At 56.7% G+C, this 21,094-nt stretch carries 20 protein-coding genes and 1 pseudogene; 15 read left to right on the top strand and 6 right to left on the bottom strand.

Annotated elements, in window-relative coordinates; genetic code table 11:
- Position 1: 1 nt before the first annotated feature.
- From hycC to hycA, 3 genes are all read right to left on the bottom strand, one after another.
- Positions 2-1,828, bottom strand: coding sequence for a formate hydrogenlyase subunit 3 (gene hycC, locus AC6I4B_RS05380; protein ID WP_497770170.1), 1,827 nt, complete (start codon positions 1,826-1,828; stop codon positions 2-4).
- Complete coding sequence (locus AC6I4B_RS05375; protein ID WP_497770169.1) at positions 1,825-2,433, bottom strand: 4Fe-4S dicluster domain-containing protein; 609 nt, start codon at positions 2,431-2,433, stop codon at positions 1,825-1,827. The genes hycC and AC6I4B_RS05375 overlap by 4 nt, the downstream gene beginning before the upstream one ends.
- 83 nt (positions 2,434-2,516) lie before the next feature.
- The gene (gene hycA / locus AC6I4B_RS05370; RefSeq protein WP_497770167.1) at positions 2,517-2,984 is read right to left on the bottom strand and encodes a formate hydrogenlyase regulator HycA; all 468 of its coding nucleotides are present in this window, start codon (positions 2,982-2,984) and stop codon (positions 2,517-2,519) included.
- Between the two features lie 214 nt (positions 2,985-3,198).
- On the opposite strand from hycA, the gene hypA reads away from it, so the two are divergent.
- The 9 genes from hypA to AC6I4B_RS05325 all read left to right on the top strand — a co-directional run bounded on the left by hypA (position 3,199) and on the right by AC6I4B_RS05325 (position 12,590).
- On the top strand, positions 3,199-3,549 hold the full coding sequence (hypA, locus tag AC6I4B_RS05365; RefSeq protein ID WP_497770166.1) for a hydrogenase maturation nickel metallochaperone HypA: 351 nt from the start codon (positions 3,199-3,201) through the stop codon (positions 3,547-3,549).
- A 3-nt stretch (positions 3,550-3,552) separates the two neighbouring features.
- On the top strand, positions 3,553-4,425 hold the full coding sequence (hypB, locus tag AC6I4B_RS05360; RefSeq protein ID WP_497770164.1) for a hydrogenase nickel incorporation protein HypB: 873 nt from the start codon (positions 3,553-3,555) through the stop codon (positions 4,423-4,425).
- On the top strand, positions 4,416-4,688 hold the full coding sequence (locus AC6I4B_RS05355) for a HypC/HybG/HupF family hydrogenase formation chaperone (protein WP_497770163.1): 273 nt from the start codon (positions 4,416-4,418) through the stop codon (positions 4,686-4,688). Before hypB ends, AC6I4B_RS05355 begins: the two co-directional genes overlap by 10 nt.
- Positions 4,688-5,809 carry a hydrogenase formation protein HypD gene (gene hypD, locus AC6I4B_RS05350; RefSeq protein WP_497770161.1) on the top strand — a complete coding sequence of 374 codons (1,122 nt, stop codon included), beginning with the start codon at positions 4,688-4,690 and terminating at the stop codon, positions 5,807-5,809. Before AC6I4B_RS05355 ends, hypD begins: the two co-directional genes overlap by 1 nt.
- Positions 5,806-6,816: a hydrogenase expression/formation protein HypE gene (hypE, locus tag AC6I4B_RS05345; protein WP_497770159.1), complete on the top strand. Its 1,011-nt coding sequence runs from the start codon at positions 5,806-5,808 to the stop codon at positions 6,814-6,816. The genes hypD and hypE overlap by 4 nt, the downstream gene beginning before the upstream one ends.
- A gap of 74 nt (positions 6,817-6,890) precedes the next feature.
- The gene (gene flhA, locus AC6I4B_RS05340; RefSeq protein WP_497770157.1) at positions 6,891-8,972 is read left to right on the top strand and encodes a formate hydrogenlyase transcriptional activator FlhA; all 2,082 of its coding nucleotides are present in this window, start codon (positions 6,891-6,893) and stop codon (positions 8,970-8,972) included.
- Positions 8,973-9,329: 357 nt separating this feature from the next.
- Entirely contained in the window at positions 9,330-11,627 is a 2,298-nt protein-coding gene (locus tag AC6I4B_RS05335; protein ID WP_497770156.1) for a formate C-acetyltransferase, read from the top strand.
- Complete coding sequence (locus tag AC6I4B_RS05330) at positions 11,593-12,456, top strand: [formate-C-acetyltransferase]-activating enzyme (RefSeq protein WP_497770154.1); 864 nt, start codon at positions 11,593-11,595, stop codon at positions 12,454-12,456. Before AC6I4B_RS05335 ends, AC6I4B_RS05330 begins: the two co-directional genes overlap by 35 nt.
- Positions 12,456-12,590: a hypothetical protein gene (locus tag AC6I4B_RS05325; protein ID WP_497770153.1), complete on the top strand. Its 135-nt coding sequence runs from the start codon at positions 12,456-12,458 to the stop codon at positions 12,588-12,590. The genes AC6I4B_RS05330 and AC6I4B_RS05325 overlap by 1 nt, the downstream gene beginning before the upstream one ends.
- A gap of 230 nt (positions 12,591-12,820) precedes the next feature.
- On the opposite strand, the gene AC6I4B_RS05320 is transcribed toward AC6I4B_RS05325, so the two are convergent.
- Positions 12,821-13,165: a nitrous oxide-stimulated promoter family protein gene (locus tag AC6I4B_RS05320; protein ID WP_497770151.1), complete on the bottom strand. Its 345-nt coding sequence runs from the start codon at positions 13,163-13,165 to the stop codon at positions 12,821-12,823.
- A gap of 64 nt (positions 13,166-13,229) precedes the next feature.
- Positions 13,230-13,517, bottom strand: coding sequence for an Rdx family protein (locus AC6I4B_RS05315; protein WP_497770150.1), 288 nt, complete (start codon positions 13,515-13,517; stop codon positions 13,230-13,232).
- A gap of 203 nt (positions 13,518-13,720) precedes the next feature.
- On the opposite strand from AC6I4B_RS05315, the gene AC6I4B_RS05310 reads away from it, so the two are divergent.
- From AC6I4B_RS05310 to AC6I4B_RS05285, 6 genes and pseudogenes are all read left to right on the top strand, one after another.
- Positions 13,721-16,072 (top strand): TonB-dependent receptor domain-containing protein, encoded by a 2,352-nt coding sequence (locus AC6I4B_RS05310; protein ID WP_497770148.1) that lies wholly within the window; start codon positions 13,721-13,723, stop codon positions 16,070-16,072.
- 62 nt (positions 16,073-16,134) lie between these two features.
- Positions 16,135-17,166 (top strand): hemin-degrading factor, encoded by a 1,032-nt coding sequence (locus AC6I4B_RS05305; RefSeq protein WP_497770147.1) that lies wholly within the window; start codon positions 16,135-16,137, stop codon positions 17,164-17,166.
- The gene (locus tag AC6I4B_RS05300; RefSeq protein WP_497770146.1) at positions 17,163-17,978 is read left to right on the top strand and encodes a heme/hemin ABC transporter substrate-binding protein; all 816 of its coding nucleotides are present in this window, start codon (positions 17,163-17,165) and stop codon (positions 17,976-17,978) included. Before AC6I4B_RS05305 ends, AC6I4B_RS05300 begins: the two co-directional genes overlap by 4 nt.
- Positions 17,978-18,973: a FecCD family ABC transporter permease gene (locus AC6I4B_RS05295; protein ID WP_497770144.1), complete on the top strand. Its 996-nt coding sequence runs from the start codon at positions 17,978-17,980 to the stop codon at positions 18,971-18,973. Before AC6I4B_RS05300 ends, AC6I4B_RS05295 begins: the two co-directional genes overlap by 1 nt.
- Positions 18,966-19,745, top strand: coding sequence for a heme ABC transporter ATP-binding protein (locus tag AC6I4B_RS05290; RefSeq protein WP_497770143.1), 780 nt, complete (start codon positions 18,966-18,968; stop codon positions 19,743-19,745). The genes AC6I4B_RS05295 and AC6I4B_RS05290 overlap by 8 nt, the downstream gene beginning before the upstream one ends.
- Before the next feature lie 111 nt (positions 19,746-19,856).
- Positions 19,857-20,090, top strand: a pseudogene (locus tag AC6I4B_RS05285) (aromatic amino acid transport family protein); the annotation flags it as partial.
- 112 nt (positions 20,091-20,202) lie between these two features.
- Here the strand turns inward: AC6I4B_RS05285 and AC6I4B_RS05280 are convergent.
- A complete protein-coding gene (locus AC6I4B_RS05280; RefSeq protein ID WP_497770141.1) occupies positions 20,203-20,997 on the bottom strand; it encodes a DUF1460 domain-containing protein in 795 nt (264 codons plus the stop codon).
- Positions 20,998-21,094 lie beyond the last annotated feature (97 nt).

The raw sequence follows: 21,094 nt of genomic DNA, 5'->3' as shown, positions 1-21,094 counted from the left end.
TTCAGGCTCCTTGAGAGATGACAATCACGACCAGCACCGCCAGTTCAACCAGCGCCAGACGTTGCAGCAGCAGCGGCGCTGCCGCACTTTGCCAGCCCGGAACCAAAGACACCGGGTTGAGCCACTTACGCAGAGACAATACCGGGGCAAAGGCCTGTTTCACCGGCATGGCAAAACCGTGCGCGGTAATCACCATTGACTGTTCGTGGTCGTAGCCACACACCCACGCCGCACCGCGAGAACGGCTTGGCAGGCGGTTGCCTTTGAGCAGTGCCAGGATGATGAACGGCAGCAGCGGGCAGGCAATCAGCAGCAGGGTAATCATCGGTTGAGAAACCACGGTGTGCGCGGTCGCCATCGGCAATGGCACAGCCGTACTCAGCAGCGGCAGCAGCCACGGCGCACCAACACCCCCAGCGATACACAGCAGCGCCATCACTACGGTGCTGACGGACATCAGCAGCGGCGCACAGCGGGCGTTTTCTGCTTCTTCGGTACGCGGTGCACCGAGGAAGGTCACGCCGTAGACTTTCGCCATACACATCACCGCCAGCGCCCCGGTAATCGCCAAGCCAACGGCCAGCAATGGCCCAAGCAGACGGCCAATAAAGGCATCGCTGGTGCTCAGTTTGAAGAACGACTGGTAGATAACCCATTCACCGGCAAAACCGTTCAGCGGCGGCAGTGCCGCCATCGCCATCAGGCCAACCAGCATCGCCAGAGAAATCACTGGCATACGCTTGCCGATACCGCCCAGTTTTTCGATGTCGCGATGACCGGTACGGAACCAGACCGCGCCCGCGCCAAGAAACAGCGTGGTTTTAAACAGGCTATGGTTGAGCAGATGGTACAGGCCACCGGTCAGACCCAGCGCCACCATCACCGGCTGTTGCAGCGCCAGACCGGTGATCCCCACGCCCAGACCGAGCAGGATAATGCCGATGTTTTCCAGCGTGTGGTACGCCAGCAGACGCTGGATATTGTGTTCCATCAGCGCGTACAGGCCGCCGACAAAGGCCGTAATCATCCCCAGCACCAGCAGCGCAATGCCCCACCACAGCGGTTGAGCGTTACCCAGCAGAGAAACGGTGAGAATACCGAGCAGGCCCACTTTCATCACCACGGTAGAGAACAGCGCAGCAGCCGGTGCGCTGGCATTGGCATGTGCCTGCGGAACCCAGCCGTGCAGCGGGATAATCCCTGCCAGCAGGCCGAAGCCCAGCACACTCAGCCCCCAGATATCAGAACCGATTGGCAGCATCTGCGCGCGTTCGTTCAGCAGCCCTAAGTCCAGTGTGCCGTAACGCTGCCACAGCAGCAGACAGGCAACCGCCAGCAGAATAGTGCCCAGACGGCCCAGCGCAAACCACAGCTTGCCGGAGGAGGCGCAACCGGTCAGGAACGCACCGCACAGCGCCATAATTTCAGCCATCACCACCAGGGAGCCAACGTTGCTCGCCGCCACGGCACATACCGCCGCAGCCAGCAGGATGTTCACCAGCAGGCCGTTGCTTTTGGTGTTGGGATGGCGGTGCCAGTCAATGTTGAACAGGCTGATAAACAGGCCGCACAACCCCAGCGCAATCAGCCAAATGGCGTTCAGCGGTGTCACCAGCAGGTGATAATGCACCAGCGACAGGCTACCCATAACCGGAAGGCCATGTACCAGCACCTGCACCCCGGCCAGCGCCGCGCACAGGCTGCCCAGCGCGCCGCCGACACCGGCAACCACGCCGCTCAGCGAGCGGTTAAACGACAGCAAAAAGGACAGCACGGCGGCGGCGGTAAACCATGCCACTGCGCTATTGATTAACGTCATCACGCTCATTTCGCCTCTCCTTGTTGCGCCTGAAACAGCGACAGATCGCCTAAGTCAGTGTTGAAGGTCAGCTCACGTTTGCGCTTGCTGACGCGGGCGATGTCCATGTTGTTCACCAGGTGCAGCGCTTTGGTTGGGCAAGTACGAATACAGGCCGGGCCTTGTTCGTCGAAATGACACAGGTCACACTTCACGGCGATGGCACGCACGCCCGGAACCCAGTCCAGCAGCGTACTAACGCGCGCGGGAGCCGGTGGCGCAGGCAGCGCTTTTGGCGTGTTAGCATTCGCCGGGATATCCAGCGGGCGGCTGCCAGAAAATTCGATTGCCCCAAATGGGCAGGCAATCCCGCACAGTTTGCAGCTCACGCACAGGCTCTCATTAAGCTGTACCGCGCCATCCACACGGGTAATCGCATTTACCGGGCAAACCCCGGCGCACGGCGCGTCTTCACAGTGGTGACACATCTGTGGCGCGGATTCTTTTTCATTGAGCATTACTCTAAGCCGTGGCATGGATTGCAGGCCGTGTTGGCGATGCGTTTCCGCACAGGCCGCTTCACAGGTGCGGCAACCGATACAAACGGTAGAGTCAGCAATTACAAAACGATTCACCAGGTCTTCCTCAGGTGACAGTCATTTTTGACGAAATCATGCAGAGCAAGTGTCATTTCGACACCCCTCGACACACCGGTATTTCAGGCGAGAGATGCCTGATGAGGTTCACGCGCCAGCAGGGAAAAATTCACTGGGCTATCGCTCTCAAGCGCCGCATACAGGGTCTCGTATACGGGCGAAATTTTTTCCAGGTAATGCTCCAGTACCTGCTCGCGGTCGCGGATATTGACGCTGTCGTCGATAAAGCCGTTAGCGCTCAGTTCAGCGTGTGCAACGCATTCTTTATTCAGGCCATCGCGCGTTTCCACGTAGTACTCAACGGTGTGGCTGTTAAAGCCGTCGGCCAGGCTTACGGACACCACAAAGTGTTCGAACAGCACAAAGCTCAACTCTTTCTCTGGTGCGCAGTTCATGGCGTGATGCAAACGCGCTTTTGATAACGTGATCCCCTGAACCAGAGAGTTACAGTACACACGCCATTGGTCCTGATGGCGGCGGTGACGATCGGCGATATAGTCGGCCTTCTCGCTAATTTCCCAAATAGTCATGTCGGTTACCCGGTTAATAGAAACACGCTACCTAAGCACTTTTCATGCCATGTTTTTAACCCAATGATTTTAAACATTTTTACTGTTACGACATGGCGATGGTGACATGTCATTTCGTCATTGCGACATCGTCATCGACAGTCTTTGCCGCCGTTTTTGAATCTCTGGCATCGTTATTGCATTAATCACACGTATGACGAAAACAGGAGGCCTCATGCACGAAATTACGCTCTGCCAGAGAGCGCTGGAAATAGTCGAACAACAGGCGCAACAGAACGGCGCGAAACGCGTCACTGGCGTCTGGATCAAGGTCGGCGCGTTTTCTTGCGTAGAGACCAGCGCGATGACCTTTTGTTTTGATCTGGTGTGCCGAGGCACGCTGGCTGAAGGCTGTGAACTGCATGTCGAGGAGCAAGAAGCAGAGTGCTGGTGTGAACCCTGTCAGCAGTACGTTCAACTGGTGTCAGTACACGTACGACGCTGCCCGCACTGCAACAGCGACAAGCTGCGCATCGTCGCCGACGACGGTTTACAGATTCAGCGAATTGAAATTGATCAGGAGTAAAGTATGTGTACCACCTGTGGTTGTGCCGAAGGTAACCTCTATATAGAGGGCGACGAACGTAACCCGCACTCGCTGTTTCGCAGCGCCCCCTTCGCACCGGCAGGCCGTCCGGCACTGTCGATTACCGGCGTCAGAACGCAAGAATTTCAACCGCAGCGCGCGGATAACGGCGACCTGCACTACGGTCACGGTGAAGCCGGAACCCACGCCCCGGGCATGAGCCAGCGCCGGATGCTGGAAGTTGAAATCGACGTGCTGGATAAAAATAACCAGATTGCCGCCCGTAACCGCGCGCGCTTTGCCGCCCGCGAACAACTGGTATTGAACCTGGTTTCCAGCCCTGGCTCCGGTAAAACCACGCTGCTGAGTGAAACCCTGATGCGCCTGAAAGCGCGAGTTTCCTGTGCGGTGATTGAAGGCGACCAGCAAACGGTTAACGACGCAGCGCGTATTCGCGCCACCGGCACACCGGCCATTCAGGTGAACACCGGTAAAGGCTGCCACCTTGACGCCCAGATGATTGCCGACGCCGCACCGCGCCTGCCGCTTGAGAGCAACGGCATTCTGTTTATTGAAAACGTCGGCAACCTGGTTTGCCCGGCGAGCTTCGACCTCGGCGAGCGCCATAAAGTGGCGGTACTTTCGGTCACCGAAGGCGAAGACAAACCGCTGAAATATCCGCATATGTTCGCGGCGGCATCGGTCATGCTGCTGAACAAAATCGACCTGCTGCCGTACCTCAACTTTGACGTAGAGAAGTGCATTGCCTGCGCACGTGAGGTTAACCCGACTATCGACATCATCCTGCTTTCCGCCACCAGCGGAGAAGGCATGGACGAGTGGCTGAACTGGCTGGAGGCACAACGATGTGCATAGGCATTCCGGGGCAAATTTCCTCGATTGATGGCGTCCAGGCGAAAGTCGATGTCTGCGGCATTAAACGCGACGTAGACCTGACGCTGGTTGGCGCGGTGGATGAACACGGTCAGCCGCGTATTGGCCAATGGGTGCTGGTGCACGTCGGTTTCGCCATGAGCATCATTAATGAAGAAGAAGCGCGCGACACGCTGGCGGCGCTGGAAAATATGTTTGAAGTCGAGCCGGACGTCGGCGCGCTGCTGTACGGTGAGGAACGGTAATGCGTTTTGTTGATGAGTACCGCGCGCCGGAACAGGTTATGCAGCTAATCGCACACCTCAAATCCCGCGCCAAACTGTTGGCTTATACCGCCGAGCGCCCACTGCGCATCATGGAAGTGTGCGGCGGACACACACATGCCATTTTTAAATTCGGCCTGGATCAGTTGCTGCCAGATAACATCGAGTTTATCCACGGGCCAGGTTGCCCGGTGTGCGTGTTACCGATGGGACGCATCGACACCTGTATTGAAATCGCCAGCCATCCAGAGGTGATTTTCTGCACTTTCGGCGACGCCATGCGCGTGCCGGGGAAAAACGGCTCACTAACGCAGGCGAAATCACGCGGCGCGGATATCCGCATCGTTTATTCGCCGATGGACGCCTTAAAGCTGGCGCAGCAGAACCCAGAACGCAAAGTGGTATTCTTCGGTTTAGGCTTCGAAACCACTATGCCGACCACCGCGATTACGCTGCAACAGGCGAAAGCGCACAACGTCAGTAACTTCTTCTTTTTCTGCCAGCATATTACACTTATCCCGACGCTACGCAGCCTGCTCGACCAGCCGGACAACGGCATCGACGCCTTTCTCGCCCCCGGGCATGTCAGCATGGTGATTGGCACTCATGCCTACGGTTTTATCGCCAGCGACTATCATCGCCCGCTGGTGGTGGCAGGCTTTGAGCCGGTGGATTTGCTGCAAGGCGTGAACATGCTGGTGGAGCAAAAAATTGCCGACAACAGCCGCGTTGAGAACCAGTATCGCCGCGTAGTGCCGGACGACGGCAACCTGCTGGCGCAACAGGCCATTGCGGAGGTGTTTGCGGTTAAGGGCGACAGCGAATGGCGCGGGCTGGGGTTAATTAACGACTCCGGCGTGCAGCTTACCCCCGACTATCACGCCTTTGATGCCGAAGCGCACTTTAAACCGCAGCCGCAGCGCGTTTGCGACGACCCGCGCGCCCGCTGTGGCGACGTGCTCACAGGCCGCTGCAAGCCACATCAATGCCCGCTATTCGGTGCGACCTGCAACCCACAAAGCGCCTTTGGCGCGCTGATGGTGTCGTCTGAAGGCGCGTGCGCCGCATGGTATCAATATCGCAGTCAGGAAGCAGAAGCATGAAAAGTATCCAGTTAGCCCACGGCAGTGGCGGCCAGGCCATGCAGCAGTTGATCGACGGCCTGTTTATGAAAGCCTTTGCCAACCCGTGGCTGGCAGAACAAGAAGACCAAGCGAGACTGTCACTGGCATCATTAACCGCCCACGGCGACCGTCTGGCGTTCTCGACCGACAGCTATGTCATCGACCCGCTATTCTTTCCTGGCGGGAATATCGGTAAACTGGCGGTCTGCGGCACAGCTAACGATGTTGCCGTCAGTGGCGCAATCCCTCGCTACCTCTCCTGCGGGTTTATTATCGAAGAGGGACTAGAGATGGAAACCCTCGAAGCGGTGGTCAACAGCATGGCAGCAACCGCAAAAGCGGCAGATATCGCCATCGTGACCGGCGACACCAAAGTGGTCGGGCGCGGTGCAGCGGATAAGCTGTTTATCAACACCGCAGGCATGGGCGCGATTCCCGCCGATATTCACTGGGGCGCCGCCACGCTAACGCCAGGCGACGTGCTGATTGTCAGCGGTACGCTGGGCGACCACGGCGCGACTATCCTCAATTTGCGTGAACAGCTCGGCCTGGATGGCGAGTTGATGAGCGATTGCGCGGTGCTAACGCCGCTGATTCAGCGTCTGCGGCCAATTTCTGGTGTCAAAGCGCTGCGCGATGCCACCCGTGGCGGCGTCAACGCGGTGGCGCACGAGTTTGCCGCCACCTGCGGCTACGGGATTGAAATCCACGAACAATCGCTACCGCTGAAAGATGCGGTGCGCGGCGTGTGCGAATTATTGGGGCTTGACGCACTTAACTTTGCCAATGAAGCTAAACTGGTGATTGGCGTAAGCCGCGAAGCCGCCGACGAAGTGCTTGCCGCACTACATGCCCATCCTTTAGGGGCGGATGCCGCTATTATCGGCGAGGTTACCGAACGCCGAGGAGTACGCGTTGCCGGATTGTACGGCGTGAAGCGGACATTGGATCTTCCCCATGCCGAGCCGCTTCCCCGAATTTGTTAACAGGCCGCTGAAAGCCTGAACGTTAATTATTATTATTTTATCGCATCTTTTAAGGTGCATTGTGGGCAAGTTACATGTCGTATACACCGATGGGCGATCTCGGCCAGCAAGGGCTTTTTGATATTACCCGGACACTTCTCCAACAACCTGACTTAGCTGCGCTTAGCGAAACGCTGGCGCAGTTGGCAAAACAATCAGCCCTGGCTGACAGCGCGGCTATCATCCTGCTGCAACCGGGGAATCACCGCGCGAGCTATCACGCCACGCCGGAAAGCACGACACCGCATACCAGTGAAGACGACAACCTGCTGGCCAACGGCCCGGTAAGACGTCTGCTGTCACGCCCCGACGCGCTGCATTGCAGCTATAACGAATTTAGCGAAGCCTGGCCTCAACTGGCGCACAGCGGCTTGTATCGCCCGTTCGGCCACTACTGCCTGCTGCCGCTGGCGGCAGAGGGGCGCATCTTTGGCGGCTGTGAGTTTATTCGCCAGGACGACCGCCCGTGGACGGAAAAAGAGTACCAGCGCCTGCATACCTTCACGCAGATTGTCGCGGTGGTGACTGAGCAAATTCAAAGCCGAGTCACCAACAACGTTGACTACGATTTGCTGTGCAGCGAACGGGATAACTTCCGTATTCTGGTTGCCATCACCAACGCCGTGCTGTCGCGCCTGGACATGGACGAACTGGTCAGCGCGGTAGCCAAAGAGATTCACTACTACTTTAATATCGACGCCATCAGCGTGGTGCTGCACAGCAACCGCAAAGGCAAGCTCAATATCTACTCGACGCACTACATCGACGTTAACGACCCCGTGCACGACCAGAGCGAAGTCAACGAGTCTGGCACGCTGACCGAGCGGGTGTTTAAGAGCAAAGAAATGCTGATGCTCAATCTCAACGAGCAGGACAAACTCGCCCCGTACGAGCGCCAGCTATTTGAGATGTGGGATGACAAAATCCAGACGCTGTGCCTGCTGCCGCTGATGTCTGGCGACAAAATGCTGGGCGTATTGAAACTTGCCCAGTGCGATGAAAAAGTCTTTTGTGCCGCCAACCTCAAGCTGTTGAAACAGATTGCCGAACGCGTGGCGATTGCCGTCGATAACGCCCTCGCCTATCAGGAAATTCATCGCCTGAAAGAGCGGCTGGTGGACGAAAACCTGGCGTTAACCGAGCAGCTTAATAATGTCGATGGCGAGTTTGGCGAAATCATCGGTCGCAGCGAAGCGATGTTCAACGTGCTCAAGCAAGTTGAAATGGTCGCGCCCAGCGACAGCACGGTGCTGATTCTTGGTGAAACCGGAACCGGTAAAGAGCTGATTGCGCGCGCCATTCACAACCTGAGCGGGCGCAACAGCCGCCGAATGGTCAAGATGAACTGTGCGGCAATGCCCGCAGGCCTGCTGGAAAGCGACCTGTTCGGTCACGAACGCGGGGCGTTTACCGGCGCCAGCGCTCAGCGTATTGGCCGTTTTGAGTTGGCAGATAAAAGCTCGCTGTTCCTCGACGAAGTGGGCGATATGCCGCTGGAGCTACAGCCCAAACTGCTGCGCGTACTGCAAGAGCAGGAGTTCGAGCGTTTAGGCAGTAATAAACTGATCCGAACCGACGTGCGACTGATCGCCGCCACCAACCGCGATCTCAAACAGATGGTGCTGGATCGCGAATTTCGCAGCGATCTCTACTATCGACTGAATGTATTTCCGATCCACCTGCCGCCGCTGCGCGAGCGCCCGGAAGATATCCCTCTGTTGGTGAAGGCCTTTACCTTTAAAATCGCCCGCCGTTTGGGGCGCAACATCGACAGTATTCCGGCGGAAACGTTGCGCACCTTAAGCCAGATGGAGTGGCCGGGTAACGTGCGTGAGCTGGAAAACGTGATTGAGCGCGCGGTGCTGTTGACGCGCGGCAGCGTGCTGCAACTGTCGCTGCCAGAGCTGGCATTTGCCCGCGATGAGCCAGAACCTGCACCGGTTGCCGAAGCGGCGAAAGACGGCGAAGACGAATATCAGTTGATTGTGCGGGTGCTAAAAGAGACTAATGGCGTTGTCGCTGGGGCAAAAGGCGCGGCACAACGTCTGGGCTTGAAACGCACCACCTTGTTGTCACGGATGAAGCGCCTCGGTATTGATAAAGACGCATTGCTGTAAACGGTCAATGCCTGATGGCGCTACGCTTATCAGGCCTACACAGGTTTGGGTTTGTAGGCCGGATAAGGCATTCATGCCGCCATCCGGCAATGGGTGGCACAATGCCTGATGGCGCTGCGCTTATCAGGCCTACAAACCTCGCACGCTGTAGTTTTGTAGGCCGGATAAGGCGTTCACGCCGCCATCCGGCAATACCGCACACATCGCCCCACGCAGGACAAAACTGAGATCTCATTTTTCTCGTTTGATCACAATAATCCAGTAAATCGCCCCATTATCTTCTGTCTGTGCGCCATGCATTTGCCTAACGTAGAAGCCATAACACACGTCAGGTTAATCCACCGAGGAGCCAGCACCATGACCCATCGAATCCAACGCCTGAAAGAGGCCCTCTTTGCCAATCCGCGTGAAATCTCCCTTGAGCGCGCCATTCTGTATACCGAAAGCCATCGCCAGACCGAAGGCGAGCCGGTGATTATTCGCCGCGCCAAAGCCACCGCGCATATTCTGGATAACGTCGCGATTAGCATTCGCGATGACGAACTGATCGCCGCTAACCGCACCGTCAAACCGCGCGCGGGGATCATGTCACCAGAAATGGACCCGTACTGGCTGCTAAAAGAGTTGGATCAATTCCCGACCCGCCCACAGGATCGTTTCAATATCAGCGACGACGACAAACGGCTGTATCGCGACACGCTGTTCCCGTACTGGGAAAAACGCTCGATGAAAGATTTCATCAACGCCCAGATGACCGATGAAGTGAAAGCCGCCGTCAGCACCCAAATTTTCAGCGTCAACCAAACCGACAAAGGCCAGGGCCATATCATTATCGACTACCCGCGCCTGCTGAATAACGGCCTCGATGCGTTAGTTGCAGAAATGCGTGAACACCTGCGCCAACAGCCGGACAACGCGTTTTATCAGGCGGTGTTAATCCTGCTTGAAGCCTCACAGCGCCATATCCTGCGCTATGTCGCGTTGGCAGATAGCATGGCAGCGCAATGCAGCGACCCGCAGCGCCGCCAGGAGCTGAAAACCATCGCCGAGGTTTCACGGCACAACGCCGGGCAACGGCCAGAAAACTTCTATCAGGCCTGCCAGTTGTTCTGGTACATGAACATCATTTTGCAGTACGAATCCAATGCCAGCTCCATCTCGCTGGGCCGCTTTGACCAGTACATGCTGCCGTTCTGGCAGGCGTCGCTGAACCACGGCGAAGACCCGGCATTCTTAAAAGAGCTGCTGGAGTCGCTATGGGTAAAATGCAACGACATCGTGCTGCTGCGCTCCACCAGCAGTGCGCGTTATTTCGCGGGCTTCCCCACCGGTTACACCGCCCTGCTCGGCGGGCTGACCGAAAATGGCCGCAGCGCGGTGAATATTCTCTCGTTCACCTGCCTGGACGCGTATCAAAATGTACGCCTGCCGCAGCCAAACCTCGGCGTGCGCGTTAACGAACTGATCGACCGCCCATTCCTGCGCAAAACCGCTGAAACCGTGCGGTTAGGCACTGGTATTCCGCAAATTTTCAATGACGAAGTGGTGGTTCCGGCGTTCCTCAACCGTGGCGTTTCGCTGGAAGATGCGCGTGATTATTCGGTGGTGGGCTGCGTTGAGCTTTCCATTCCAGGGCGCACCTACGGGCTGCACGATATCGCCATGTTTAACCTGCTGAAGGTGATGGAAATTGTGCTCCACGAGCACCAAGGTGATACGCAGATAACCTACGATGGCCTGCTGGCGAGTATTCGCGACAAGATTCGCCATTACATCAAGTTAATGGTCGAAGGCAGTAATATTTGCGATATCGGCCACCGCGACTGGGCGCCGGTTCCGCTGCTTTCGTCGTTCGTAGAAGACTGCATCGCCAACGGTAAAGACATCACCGAAGGCGGCGCGCGCTACAACTTCTCCGGCGTACAGGGGATTGGTATCGCCAACCTGAGCGACTCATTACACGCGCTAAAAGGCCTGGTTTTTGACCAACAGCGCATGAGTTTTGACGAGCTGCTGGCGGTGCTGAAAGCCAACTTCGCCACCCCAGAAGGGGAAAAAATCCGCGCGCGGCTGATTAACCGCTTTGACAAGTACGGCAACGATATCGACGAAGTGGACAACATTAGCGCCGATCTGCTGCGTTTTTACTGCAAAGAGGTGGAAAAATACCGTAACCCGCGCGGCGGCCAGTTTACGCCGGGTTCGTATACCGTTTCCGCGCACGTGCCGCTGGGTTCCGTGGTTGGTGCAACGCCAGACGGGCGTTTTGCGGGCGAACAACTGGCGGATGGCGGCCTGTCGCCGATGGTCGGCCAGGACGGTCAAGGTCCAATGGCGGTGCTGAAATCGGTGAGCAAGCTCGACAACTATCTGCTGTCTAACGGTACACTGCTGAACGTTAAGTTCACTCCGGCAACACTCGAAGGAGATAGCGGGCTGAATAAGCTGGCGGATTTCCTCCACGCTTTCACCAGGCTGAAACTTCAGCATATCCAGTTTAACGTGGTCAACGCCGAAACCTTACGCGAAGCCCAACAGCGCCCACAGGACTTTGCCGGTCTGGTGGTGCGCGTGGCGGGCTACAGCGCCTTCTTTGTTGAGCTGTCGAAGGAGATTCAGGATGACATTATCCGCCGCACCGCGCATCAGCTGTGAGGTGATTGAGACGGCGCGCATTTTCAATATTCAGCGCTATTCGCTCAACGACGGTCAGGGCATTCGCACGGTGGTGTTTTTCAAAGGCTGCCCGCACACCTGCCCGTGGTGCGCTAATCCAGAATCGATGTCGCCAAAAATGGAAACCGTGCGCCGGGAGAGCAAATGCCTGCACTGCGCTACCTGTATGCAGGACGCCGTCGAGTGCCCTTCCGGTGCGTGGGAGCTGATTGGCCGCGACGTTACGCTTGATGAACTGGAGCGGGAAGTGCTGAAAGATGAGGTGTTTTTCCGCGCCTCAGGTGGTGGTGTGACGCTTTCGGGCGGTGAAGTGCTGATGCAGGCCGAGTTTGCGCGCCAATTTTTGCAGCGCCTGCAACAGTGGGGGATTCGCACTGCGATTGAGACGGCGGGCGATACCTCGTCTCGCCGCCTGCTACCGCTGGCACAATCGTGCAACGAAGTGCTGTTTGATTTGAAAATCATGGACAGCGAGACGGCGCGACGGGTGCTGAATATGAATCAGCCGCGCGTGCTGGAGAACTTTCGTCTGCTGGTGACTGAAGGCATTAAGGTGATCCCGCGTCTGCCGTTGATCCCAGGCTATACCCTAAACGCGGAAAACGTGGCGCAGGTGCTGGCGTTTCTGGCCCCTCTGCCGGTCAGCGAGGTGCATTTGCTGCCGTTTCATCAGTACGGTGAGCCAAAGTATTCGCTGCTGGCGCGGGAATGGGCGATGGCGGGAATTCCCGCGCCAGAAGCCCATGAGATTGCGCCGATTAAAGAGATGGTTGAACGCGCCGGATATCGAGTGGTGATTGGCGGATAATGTGGGTTGGCTTTGCCGGATGGCGACGTGAACGCCTTATCCGGCCTACACAAAATGGTGGCGTACAAACCCGCGTAGGCCTGATAAGCGTAGCGCCATCAGGCAATGCGCCCGAATGCCGGATGGCGGCGTAAACGCCTTATCCGGCCTACACAAAATAGTGACGTACAAACCCGCGTAGGCCTGATAAGCAAAGCGCCATCAGGCAATGCGCCCGAATGCCGGATGGCGGCGTAAACGCCTTATCCGGCCTACACAAAATAGTGACGTACAAACCCGCGTAGGCCTGATAAGCGTAGCGCCATCAGGCGATGCGCCAATCCCTTCCGGATGGCGGCGTGGGGTTTATTGCCGCACCATGTCACTACTTTTTGGGGCGGTATTTTTCCGGCAGTTCAGGAACCGGGCGGCGGTCGTCAATCAGGTGACGAATGGTCAAAATCGGGTGTCGCCATAACATGCGAGGGCCAGCCCAGCGCATAATCTGCTTCATCTCCTCGCGTTTCGCAGGCTGGTAGCAATGCACCGGACACTGTTTGCAGGCTGGCTTTTCTTCGCCGAACACGCATTTGTCCAGACGTTTATCCGCATAGTCGTTCAACGCCTGATAATGCTGCGCATCCTCCAGCGCCTGCGGGCAGCGGCGCTGATACAGCGTAATCATGCTGCGAATGGTCTGTTTTTCACGACTGATGCGTTTGCCTGCCATAGCCTGTCCCTCATCGATAAAGATGCATTAATAATACACATTTAAAAAGCATAACGCAGCCGCTTTATCCCGCCGGTTTGTCCACATGACCGAGTGGTTTTTCCGGGAAGCAGACATCGCGCACCCGACGTTTCAGCTCTGCGGCATCGGGGAAGCCCTCATCGCGTTTACGATCCCAGACCCGCGTTTCGCCAACGGTTATCGTAAAAATCCCGCCGGTTCCTGGAATTAAGGTCACTGACGCAATATCGGTGTTAAAGGTGTGCAACAACTCCTGCGCCATCCAGGTTGCGCGCAGCATCCAGTTGCATTGTGAGCAGTAAGTAATTGAAATTTCGGCTTTCTGTGTCATCTCTTTCTCATCATCAGTCAAAAGGCAAAGCGTAAGATTTTGCCAGGTCGTGGAGAATTAATTACGAAATTGTTGCAAATGATAATGCCTATCATTAGTATTCGAGATAAATAACGAAGGAAATGCCATTCTTGCTTAAGGAAAAGCCGGAACCTGGAAGTAACGCGTGAGCCAATACTAATAACGATTAAGGCCTGGCAACTATGTACAAATCCATTCAATCAGAGGCGTGGGGCAGAAAAAGCCTACTGGTCACTTCCTTGCTCGCAGCAATGTATCAGACGTCCGCCGTCGCGGCTGATACACAGGAAAAAACTACCGATACCGCAGAACAAATGACCGTAACGGCCCCCGCGCCGGTACTGAAAGCGGGCAACCAACACGCCGTTAGCGCGCAGGAATTGCAGGACAAAGGCGGCAACGACTTTGGTTCTATTATGCGTTACGAGCCGCTGATTGGCGCAACGGGCGCAAGCGGCGGTTCTGGCAATGGCAAAAGCGGCTTCGACCGTGGCGGCTACACCGGCTATAACATTCGCGGGCTGGAGAGCAACCGTGTCGGCATTGATGTCGATGGTATCGCCCAGCCAAACGCCACTGGACGCAGCTACGTCAGCCGCGCCGGGCTTAACACCTTTGGTATTGGCCGTGACTATATCGACCCGTACATGTACGGCAGCATTGATATTCAGTCCGGCGCGACATCAACAGAAACCGCGAATACTTCGATTGGCGGTAATGTCTCCTTCCAGCCGAAATCGGCAGACGACTATCTGCACCCAGGAAAAACCAGCGCCTTTAGCTATCGCAGCGGCTACGACTCATCCGACCGCAGTTGGCACAACGGCCTGACCGCTGCGGGCGGCGATGAAACCCTGCGCGGTGTTTTTGTCTATAGCCGTCGTGACGGACAAGAAACCACCACCAACAGCGCCAGCGTCGATGCCTTCCCGGCAAACTGGCACTCCGATGCGTTTATGGCCTCAGGTATCTGGCAGCCTAACGATGAGCATAAGCTGACCAGCACCCTCGACTACTACCATAAAACCAACCACACCCATTACGACGTGTGGGACAACAGCGGCGACAGCACCATCGGTAACGCCCAGCAAACCAGCCAAACGCGCCGCTGGGGGCTGAGCCTGAAAGACGACTGGACGCCGATGAATGACGTCATCGACAGCATGTCGACCAAAGTGTACTACCAGCATACCGAAGCCCACGACCGCACCTACATGCCAGACAGCAGCAGCGGCACAATGGAAACGGTCTACTCGGATTACGACACCAACACCTGGGGGATGCAAACCGCGCTGGCAAAAACACTGGGTCGCCATGACCTGAGCGCCGGTTTGAATGCCAGCACCACCAAAACGCAGCGCCCGTTCAGCCAGAATCCTGTGCCGAGCGTGTACAGCGAGATAATGCAACCGGAAGCCGACAGCCGCGACTACACCCTTGGCGCGTTCTTGCAAGATCAGATCAACTTCGATCTCGATAGCCATAACTTTGCGGTGATCCCCGGTGTTCGCGTGGTGCATCAGTCCACTAAACCGCAGAATCTGAACAGCCTGACCACTAACAGCAGCGTGCTAACGGAATCGTCGGTATCGACGCTGTACGGTAAAAACTCAGATACCCAGACACTGCCGTCGCTGACCTTCCAGTACGATATCACTCCGCGCCTGATGACCTATGTGCAGTACAAACGCGGGGCGGAATTCCCGAACACCAGCCAACTGTACGGCTCATGGAACCTCGGCTCCAGCTACGCCGGTCGCGGGCAGTATGCGCTTATCGGCAACACGGACCTGAAAACCGAAACCAGCGATAACCTGGAATGGGGCATGAAAGGGGAAGTGGCGGAAGGCGTGACCATGCGCACCGCGCTGTTCTACAACAGCTACAAAAACTTTATCGCCTACAGCCGCTACACGCGTTCGAAAAATCCGGCTGAATTTGCCAACGTGCCGTCCAATATCTACACCATTTATCAGGCGGAAAACCGCGATAAAGCCTATATCTACGGCGGTGAGATCAGCGCGAAATTCAACTTTGGCACATGGTTTGAGCAGGTGAACGGCCTGAGTGCGACCCTCGCCTACGGCTACAGCCAGGGGCAGTCGAAGTCGAGCTACTACGGCGACAAATACGTTGACCTCGATAGCGTAGCGCCAATGAAAGCCATCGTCGGCGTCGCCTGGGATGACCCAGCCAAACGCTACGGTACGGCGCTGACCGCAACCTTCGTGAAAGGGAAACAGGCCACCGCCACCAACCGTGAAACCTACACCAACACCGGCACGGCGATTACCGATTCCAGCAACGAATATATGCGTGTGCCGGGCTACGGAATGCTCGACTGGACAGCCTACTGGCGCGTAGCGAAAAACGTGCGTATCAACGGTGGCGTGTACAACCTGACAGACCGTAAATATTGGGATTACCTGAGCAGCCGCAACATTGAAACGTCCACGAATCAGGACGCCAATGACAAATCACTGGCGGTGATGCCGGGCCGGACCTGGCAGTTGGGCGTGAACGTCGATTTCTGATAACAACATCACCAAACCTGCCCCCCGGCCTGTGGTCGGGGGATAATAAGAGGAACAGTGCTATGCAAAACACCCCCACCGAACTGTGGCAGCGCTATCAGGACGCCAAAGCCAACGCCAACGTGAAATATGCCCGCGACATCGCCGCGCATCTGGGCGTTAGCGAAGCAGAGCTGACCGCCGCCCGTGTCGGTCATGACGCGGTTCGCCTCCAGGACAACATTCGCGCCATTCTCGCCGCGCTGGAACACGTCGGCGAAACCAAATGCATCTGCCGTAACGAATACGCGGTGCACGAGCAGGTTGGCGCGTTCACTCACCAGCATCTCGACGGCCACGCAGGGCTGATACTCAACCCGCGCGCGCTCGACCTGCGTCTGTTTTTAAGCCAGTGGGCCTGCGCGTTTTACCTCAACGATGAAGGCCGTGAGAGCATTCAGTTCTTCGACCCGCATGGCGACGCGGTGCTGAAGGTCTACACCACCGATGCCACCGATAGCGCGGCCTGGCAGGCATTGATTGCCGAGCACAGCCAAAGCACACCGGCTCCGCTGGCTATTCGCCCGACAGAAAGCGTGCGTTACGCCGACAGCGCAGACGGCGCTGCGCTGGAAAAAGAGTGGCGGGCGATGACTGATGTGCACCAGTTCTTTATGTTATTGAGAAGACACAACCTTTCCCGCCAGCAGGCTTTCCGCCTGGTGAGCGATGACCTCGCCTGCCGCATCGACAACCGTGCGCTTTCGCGCCTGCTGGAAACGCTACAGCAGGACGGCAACGAGTTTATGATCTTCGTTGGCAACCGTGGCTGTGTGCAGATCTTCACCGGCACGCTCGAAAAGCTGACGCCAATGCGCGGCTGGATCAACATCTTCAACCGCGATTTCACCCTGCATCTACGCGAAGACGCCCTTGATGAAGTATGGGTGACGCGCAAACCGACCGTTGATGGTCACGTCACCAGCGTGGAGCTGTTCGCCAAAGACGGCACGCAAATTGCGCAACTGTACGGCCAGCGCAGCGAAGGCCACCCAGAACAAACGCAGTGGCGCAACCAGGTAGACAGCTTAACGGCGGAAGGGCAATTAGTATGAAACGGCTGTTGATACTGCTGGCGGCACTGCCGTTGTTTGCCAGCGCCGCCGAACGGATTGTCACGCTTGGCGGTGACGTCACCGAAATTGTCTACGCGCTGGATGCCCAGCCGCAGTTAGTGGCGCGCGACAGCACCAGCACCTGGCCGACGGCGGCGCAGTCGTTGCCGGATGTCGGCTACCTGCGCCAGCTCAACGCCGAAGGTATTCTCTCGCTGCGCCCTACGCTGGTGCTGGCGAGTAGCCAGGCGCAACCGTCGCTAGTGCTGCAAAAAGTGCAGGACAGCAAAGTGAAGGTGGTTAACGTGCCCGGCGGCTACGATGCGGCGGCAATGGACAACAAAATCCGCGTGATTGCAAAGGCGCTCGACAAAAATGCCGAGGGGGAAACCCTGCGCCATCGCCTGCACGATGACCTTGCCAAAATCCCGGCGCAGCCGCTGAACAAACGAGTGCTGTTTATTCTCAGCCACGGCAGCTCCGGTGCGCTGGCCGCTGGTCAGAAAACGGCGGCGGATAGCGCCATCAAACTGGCCGGTTTGCAGAACGCGATGCAGGGCTTCGACCATTACCGCACCCTGTCGCAGGAAGGGGTTATCGCCAGCCTGCCGGATTTGGTGGTTATCTCTGCCGATGGCCTGAAAGGCATGGGCGGCGAAGCGGTGCTGTGGAAGCAGCCGGGGCTGGCGCAAACGCCTGCCGGTCGTCATCAGCAACTCCTGGTGGTTGACGATATGGCGCTGCTCGGTTTTGGCCCACGCACCCCGCAAGCACTGCTGCAACTGCGGCAAAAAGCGGAGCAACTGCCCTAATGCGCCCCGCCCTCACCCGCCAACTGTGGCTAATGCTGCTGTTGCTGATTAGCCTAACGCTGTTTGCCACCACGCTTGGGGCGATGAAACTACCGCTTGCCAGCCTCTGGTCGCCCGGCGACGACGTGCTGCGCCATATCTGGCTCACCATTCGCCTGCCGCGCGTAATGCTGGCGCTGTTGGTTGGCGCCGCGCTGGCGCTTTCCGGCTGCGTGATGCAAGGGCTGTTCCGCAACCCATTGGCTGACCCCGGCCTGCTGGGGATCAGCAGTGGTGCGGTGCTCGCGGTCGCGTTTTGGTTGGTTCTGCCGATATCCGTACCGGTGCTGGTGGCGTTGTACGCCCCGATGCTGGCGGCGTTTATCGGCAGCCTGGCGGTGATGGCGGTTATTTTTGTGCTCAGTAAAGCAGGAGACGGTTCACTCTCTCGCTTGTTACTGGTCGGCATTGCGATTAACGCCCTGTGTGGCGCGTTGGTCGGCATGTTGTCGTGGATAAGCAACGACGCCCAGTTGCGCCAGCTCTCGCTATGGGGGATGGGCAGCTTGGGGCAGGCCGAGTGGTCAACGCTGCTGGTTGCCGCCACGTTAATTCTGCCATCGTCACTGGTGGTGTGGTGGATGGCAGCACGCCTCAACCTGCTGCAACTGGGCGATGAAGAGGCCCATTACCTGGGCGTTAACGTCCGTGTTCTGCAACGGGTGTTACTGCTGTGCAGCGCCGTGCTGGTGGCGGCCTCAGTGGCAATCAGCGGGGTGATTGGCTTTATTGGCCTGGTGGTTCCGCACCTGATGCGGATGTGGCTGGGGCCGGATCACCGCGCGCTTATTCCCGGTTCACTGCTGGCGGGAGCCATTCTGTTGCTGATTGCCGATACGCTTGCCCGTACCGTGGCTGCGCCCGCAGAAATGCCGGTGGGTTTAATCACCAGCCTGCTTGGTGCACCGTGGTTCCTGTGGCTTATTTTTCGTCAGGAGAAATCTGCTCATGGATAAACATTACACCGCCCGCGCGCTCTCTTTACGCCTCGGCAAACGTCGGGTTATCGACGATGTTTCGGTGCAGTTGCGCCGTGGTGAAGTGACGGCGTTGATTGGCCCCAATGGGGCGGGCAAATCGACCCTGTTGCGCCTGCTGACCGGTTTTTTACCTGCCGATAGCGGCGAGCAATCGATTGAAGGCCGCCCGCTTGCCGACTGGTCGCCCTCGGCGCTCTCACGCCGCCGTGCGGTGATGCTGCAACGCACACAGCTCAACGCCAACTGGCCTGTGGAAACGGTTATCGCAATGGGGCGTGCGCCCTGGGGAGGCACGGTTGACCCCGCGCTTATCCAGCGAGTGATGGCGGAAACCGGCTGTACACATTTGGCTGGGCGGCTTTATCCGGCGCTCTCCGGCGGCGAACAGCAGCGAGTGCAGTTGGCGCGCAGCCTGGCGCAACTGTGGTGTGACGACGGCCCCCAGGGCTGGCTGTTTCTTGATGAACCAACCTCAGCGCTGGATCTTTACTACCAACAGCATCTGCTACGTCTGCTGAAAAAGCTGAGCCAGCGCGGCGCATTGCATGTCTGCATTGTGCTGCACGATCTCAATCTCGCGGCGCTGTGGGCAGATTCGATCTTACTGTTGCATCAGGGGAAATTGGTGGCGCAGGGTACGCCGCAAGAGGTGATTCAGCAATCGGTTATCCATCGATGGTATGGCGCGGATATCAGCATGACCCAGCACCCGGACGCCAATATTCCGCAGGTTTCATTAGCACCGTAATTGAGAGCCTGATGGAATGGGCGCTTAGCGGGCGCAATACCGCCCCCGCTAATGCTACCGGAGGTTATTATTATTTAATTCACCAAAAGACATGCCACACAACACACTATGCTGATTTTCCCGAATGGTTTTATTTATGCCATCGGCGGCGCGGGGTTGTGTGCCACCGTTTGGGCAGTGATTGTCCCAGCGTTCCTGGCATTAAAATCCAGAGAACGATTCCCGGATAAAATGTTCACCGTGTGGGGCGGCAAAGCGATTCCCGCCGTGGTTATTGTGTTTGCCGTCGCGGTCATTTTTTGCTGGTTCGGCAGCACATTGAACTTACTGCCACGGTTTGGTTAAAACATGATGAGCGGCGTAAATAACAGCGTTGTTTTTTACGCCGCTCATCACGACTTTGTGGCACGACGCCAATGAGGTCAGGCAGCGATGAATAATATCCTAAATAAAAACATTAATTCGCTCGCAGCACCACGATACCCGGTTTTGATTTCATATAATCAAGAAATGGCGTATCAACCACTTTCATGTTAGCGGCCAGTGAAGAGGCATTACGGAACCAAACGGTATCGTCTTTACGAATAACAATCCCCGTATGAGTGACATCCAGCCCTTGCATGGGTGAATAAACGCCCACGTAATCACCATTATGCAAGTTTTCAAGCACCTCCCGATCGATTGCATACCCTGGGATATAATTAATGTCGACGAGTTTAACTCCCAGCCCAGGGATATATTCTCCGCCGCCCGGCTTAAGATTAAGATGCTTTTGAGCCGTAAGATAATTTGGGCTGATTTCAGGAGTCACATCACGCGCATTCTCGGGAGCGTTGTTAAACCAGTCAGAGAAAAAATGACGGCGGTTGAGGTAGTCTACTTTGCCATCGTTATAACGCGTTTTCACCAACTGCTGAAGAAACGTTTCTCGCGAGTCGCTTTTGGTCAGCGCCTGAACGTAGTCAATCAGGGTAAAGCAATCGACCCCTCGGAAGTTTACGACCAGTTGTTCCGGTTCGCTTTGAGAGCCGATTAGCGTTTGTCCCTGATAGGGCGTCTGCAAAAAGGCTGACGAAACGATGCTTATCAAATCGCCTTCACTGGCTTTAGCATTAGGTAGTACTTTCGTACGTATAATCTCATCTACTTTATTTGCACTATAATCGTCGATGACGATTTTATATTTGGCGGTATCCGCCAATGTATACGAAGTAAAAAAGAGTGATGCCAACAACACCCAGTAGCGAAGCATAACTTTCTCCTGATATAAAATGCGCATCGTATAAACCGATACATCGGTTCACTAACTGACGATAGTAAACCGACGATAGTGCGGCAGATATCAGGGG

This window comes from Kluyvera fluvialis (genome assembly GCF_059725275.1).
This window is presented reverse-complemented; position numbering and strand designations above follow the sequence as displayed.

Bases quoted from the DNA above. Each gene is read 5' to 3' on its own strand.
- hycC (WP_497770170.1), bottom strand. From the start codon at position 1,828: ATGAGCGTGATGACGTTAATCAATAGCGCAGTGGCATGGTTTACCGCC.
- hycA (WP_497770167.1), bottom strand. From the start codon at position 2,984: ATGACTATTTGGGAAATTAGCGAGAAGGCCGACTATATCGCCGATCGT.
- hypA (WP_497770166.1), top strand. From the start codon at position 3,199: ATGCACGAAATTACGCTCTGCCAGAGAGCGCTGGAAATAGTCGAACAA.
- hypB (WP_497770164.1), top strand. From the start codon at position 3,553: ATGTGTACCACCTGTGGTTGTGCCGAAGGTAACCTCTATATAGAGGGC.
- AC6I4B_RS05355 (WP_497770163.1), top strand. From the start codon at position 4,416: ATGTGCATAGGCATTCCGGGGCAAATTTCCTCGATTGATGGCGTCCAG.
- hypD (WP_497770161.1), top strand. From the start codon at position 4,688: ATGCGTTTTGTTGATGAGTACCGCGCGCCGGAACAGGTTATGCAGCTA.
- hypE (WP_497770159.1), top strand. From the start codon at position 5,806: ATGAAAAGTATCCAGTTAGCCCACGGCAGTGGCGGCCAGGCCATGCAG.
- flhA (WP_497770157.1), top strand. From the start codon at position 6,891: ATGTCGTATACACCGATGGGCGATCTCGGCCAGCAAGGGCTTTTTGAT.
- AC6I4B_RS05335 (WP_497770156.1), top strand. From the start codon at position 9,330: ATGACCCATCGAATCCAACGCCTGAAAGAGGCCCTCTTTGCCAATCCG.
- AC6I4B_RS05330 (WP_497770154.1), top strand. From the start codon at position 11,593: ATGACATTATCCGCCGCACCGCGCATCAGCTGTGAGGTGATTGAGACG.
- AC6I4B_RS05325 (WP_497770153.1), top strand. From the start codon at position 12,456: ATGTGGGTTGGCTTTGCCGGATGGCGACGTGAACGCCTTATCCGGCCT.
- AC6I4B_RS05320 (WP_497770151.1), bottom strand. From the start codon at position 13,165: ATGGCAGGCAAACGCATCAGTCGTGAAAAACAGACCATTCGCAGCATG.
- AC6I4B_RS05315 (WP_497770150.1), bottom strand. From the start codon at position 13,517: ATGACACAGAAAGCCGAAATTTCAATTACTTACTGCTCACAATGCAAC.
- AC6I4B_RS05310 (WP_497770148.1), top strand. From the start codon at position 13,721: ATGTACAAATCCATTCAATCAGAGGCGTGGGGCAGAAAAAGCCTACTG.
- AC6I4B_RS05305 (WP_497770147.1), top strand. From the start codon at position 16,135: ATGCAAAACACCCCCACCGAACTGTGGCAGCGCTATCAGGACGCCAAA.
- AC6I4B_RS05300 (WP_497770146.1), top strand. From the start codon at position 17,163: ATGAAACGGCTGTTGATACTGCTGGCGGCACTGCCGTTGTTTGCCAGC.
- AC6I4B_RS05295 (WP_497770144.1), top strand. From the start codon at position 17,978: ATGCGCCCCGCCCTCACCCGCCAACTGTGGCTAATGCTGCTGTTGCTG.
- AC6I4B_RS05290 (WP_497770143.1), top strand. From the start codon at position 18,966: ATGGATAAACATTACACCGCCCGCGCGCTCTCTTTACGCCTCGGCAAA.
- AC6I4B_RS05280 (WP_497770141.1), bottom strand. From the start codon at position 20,997: ATGCTTCGCTACTGGGTGTTGTTGGCATCACTCTTTTTTACTTCGTAT.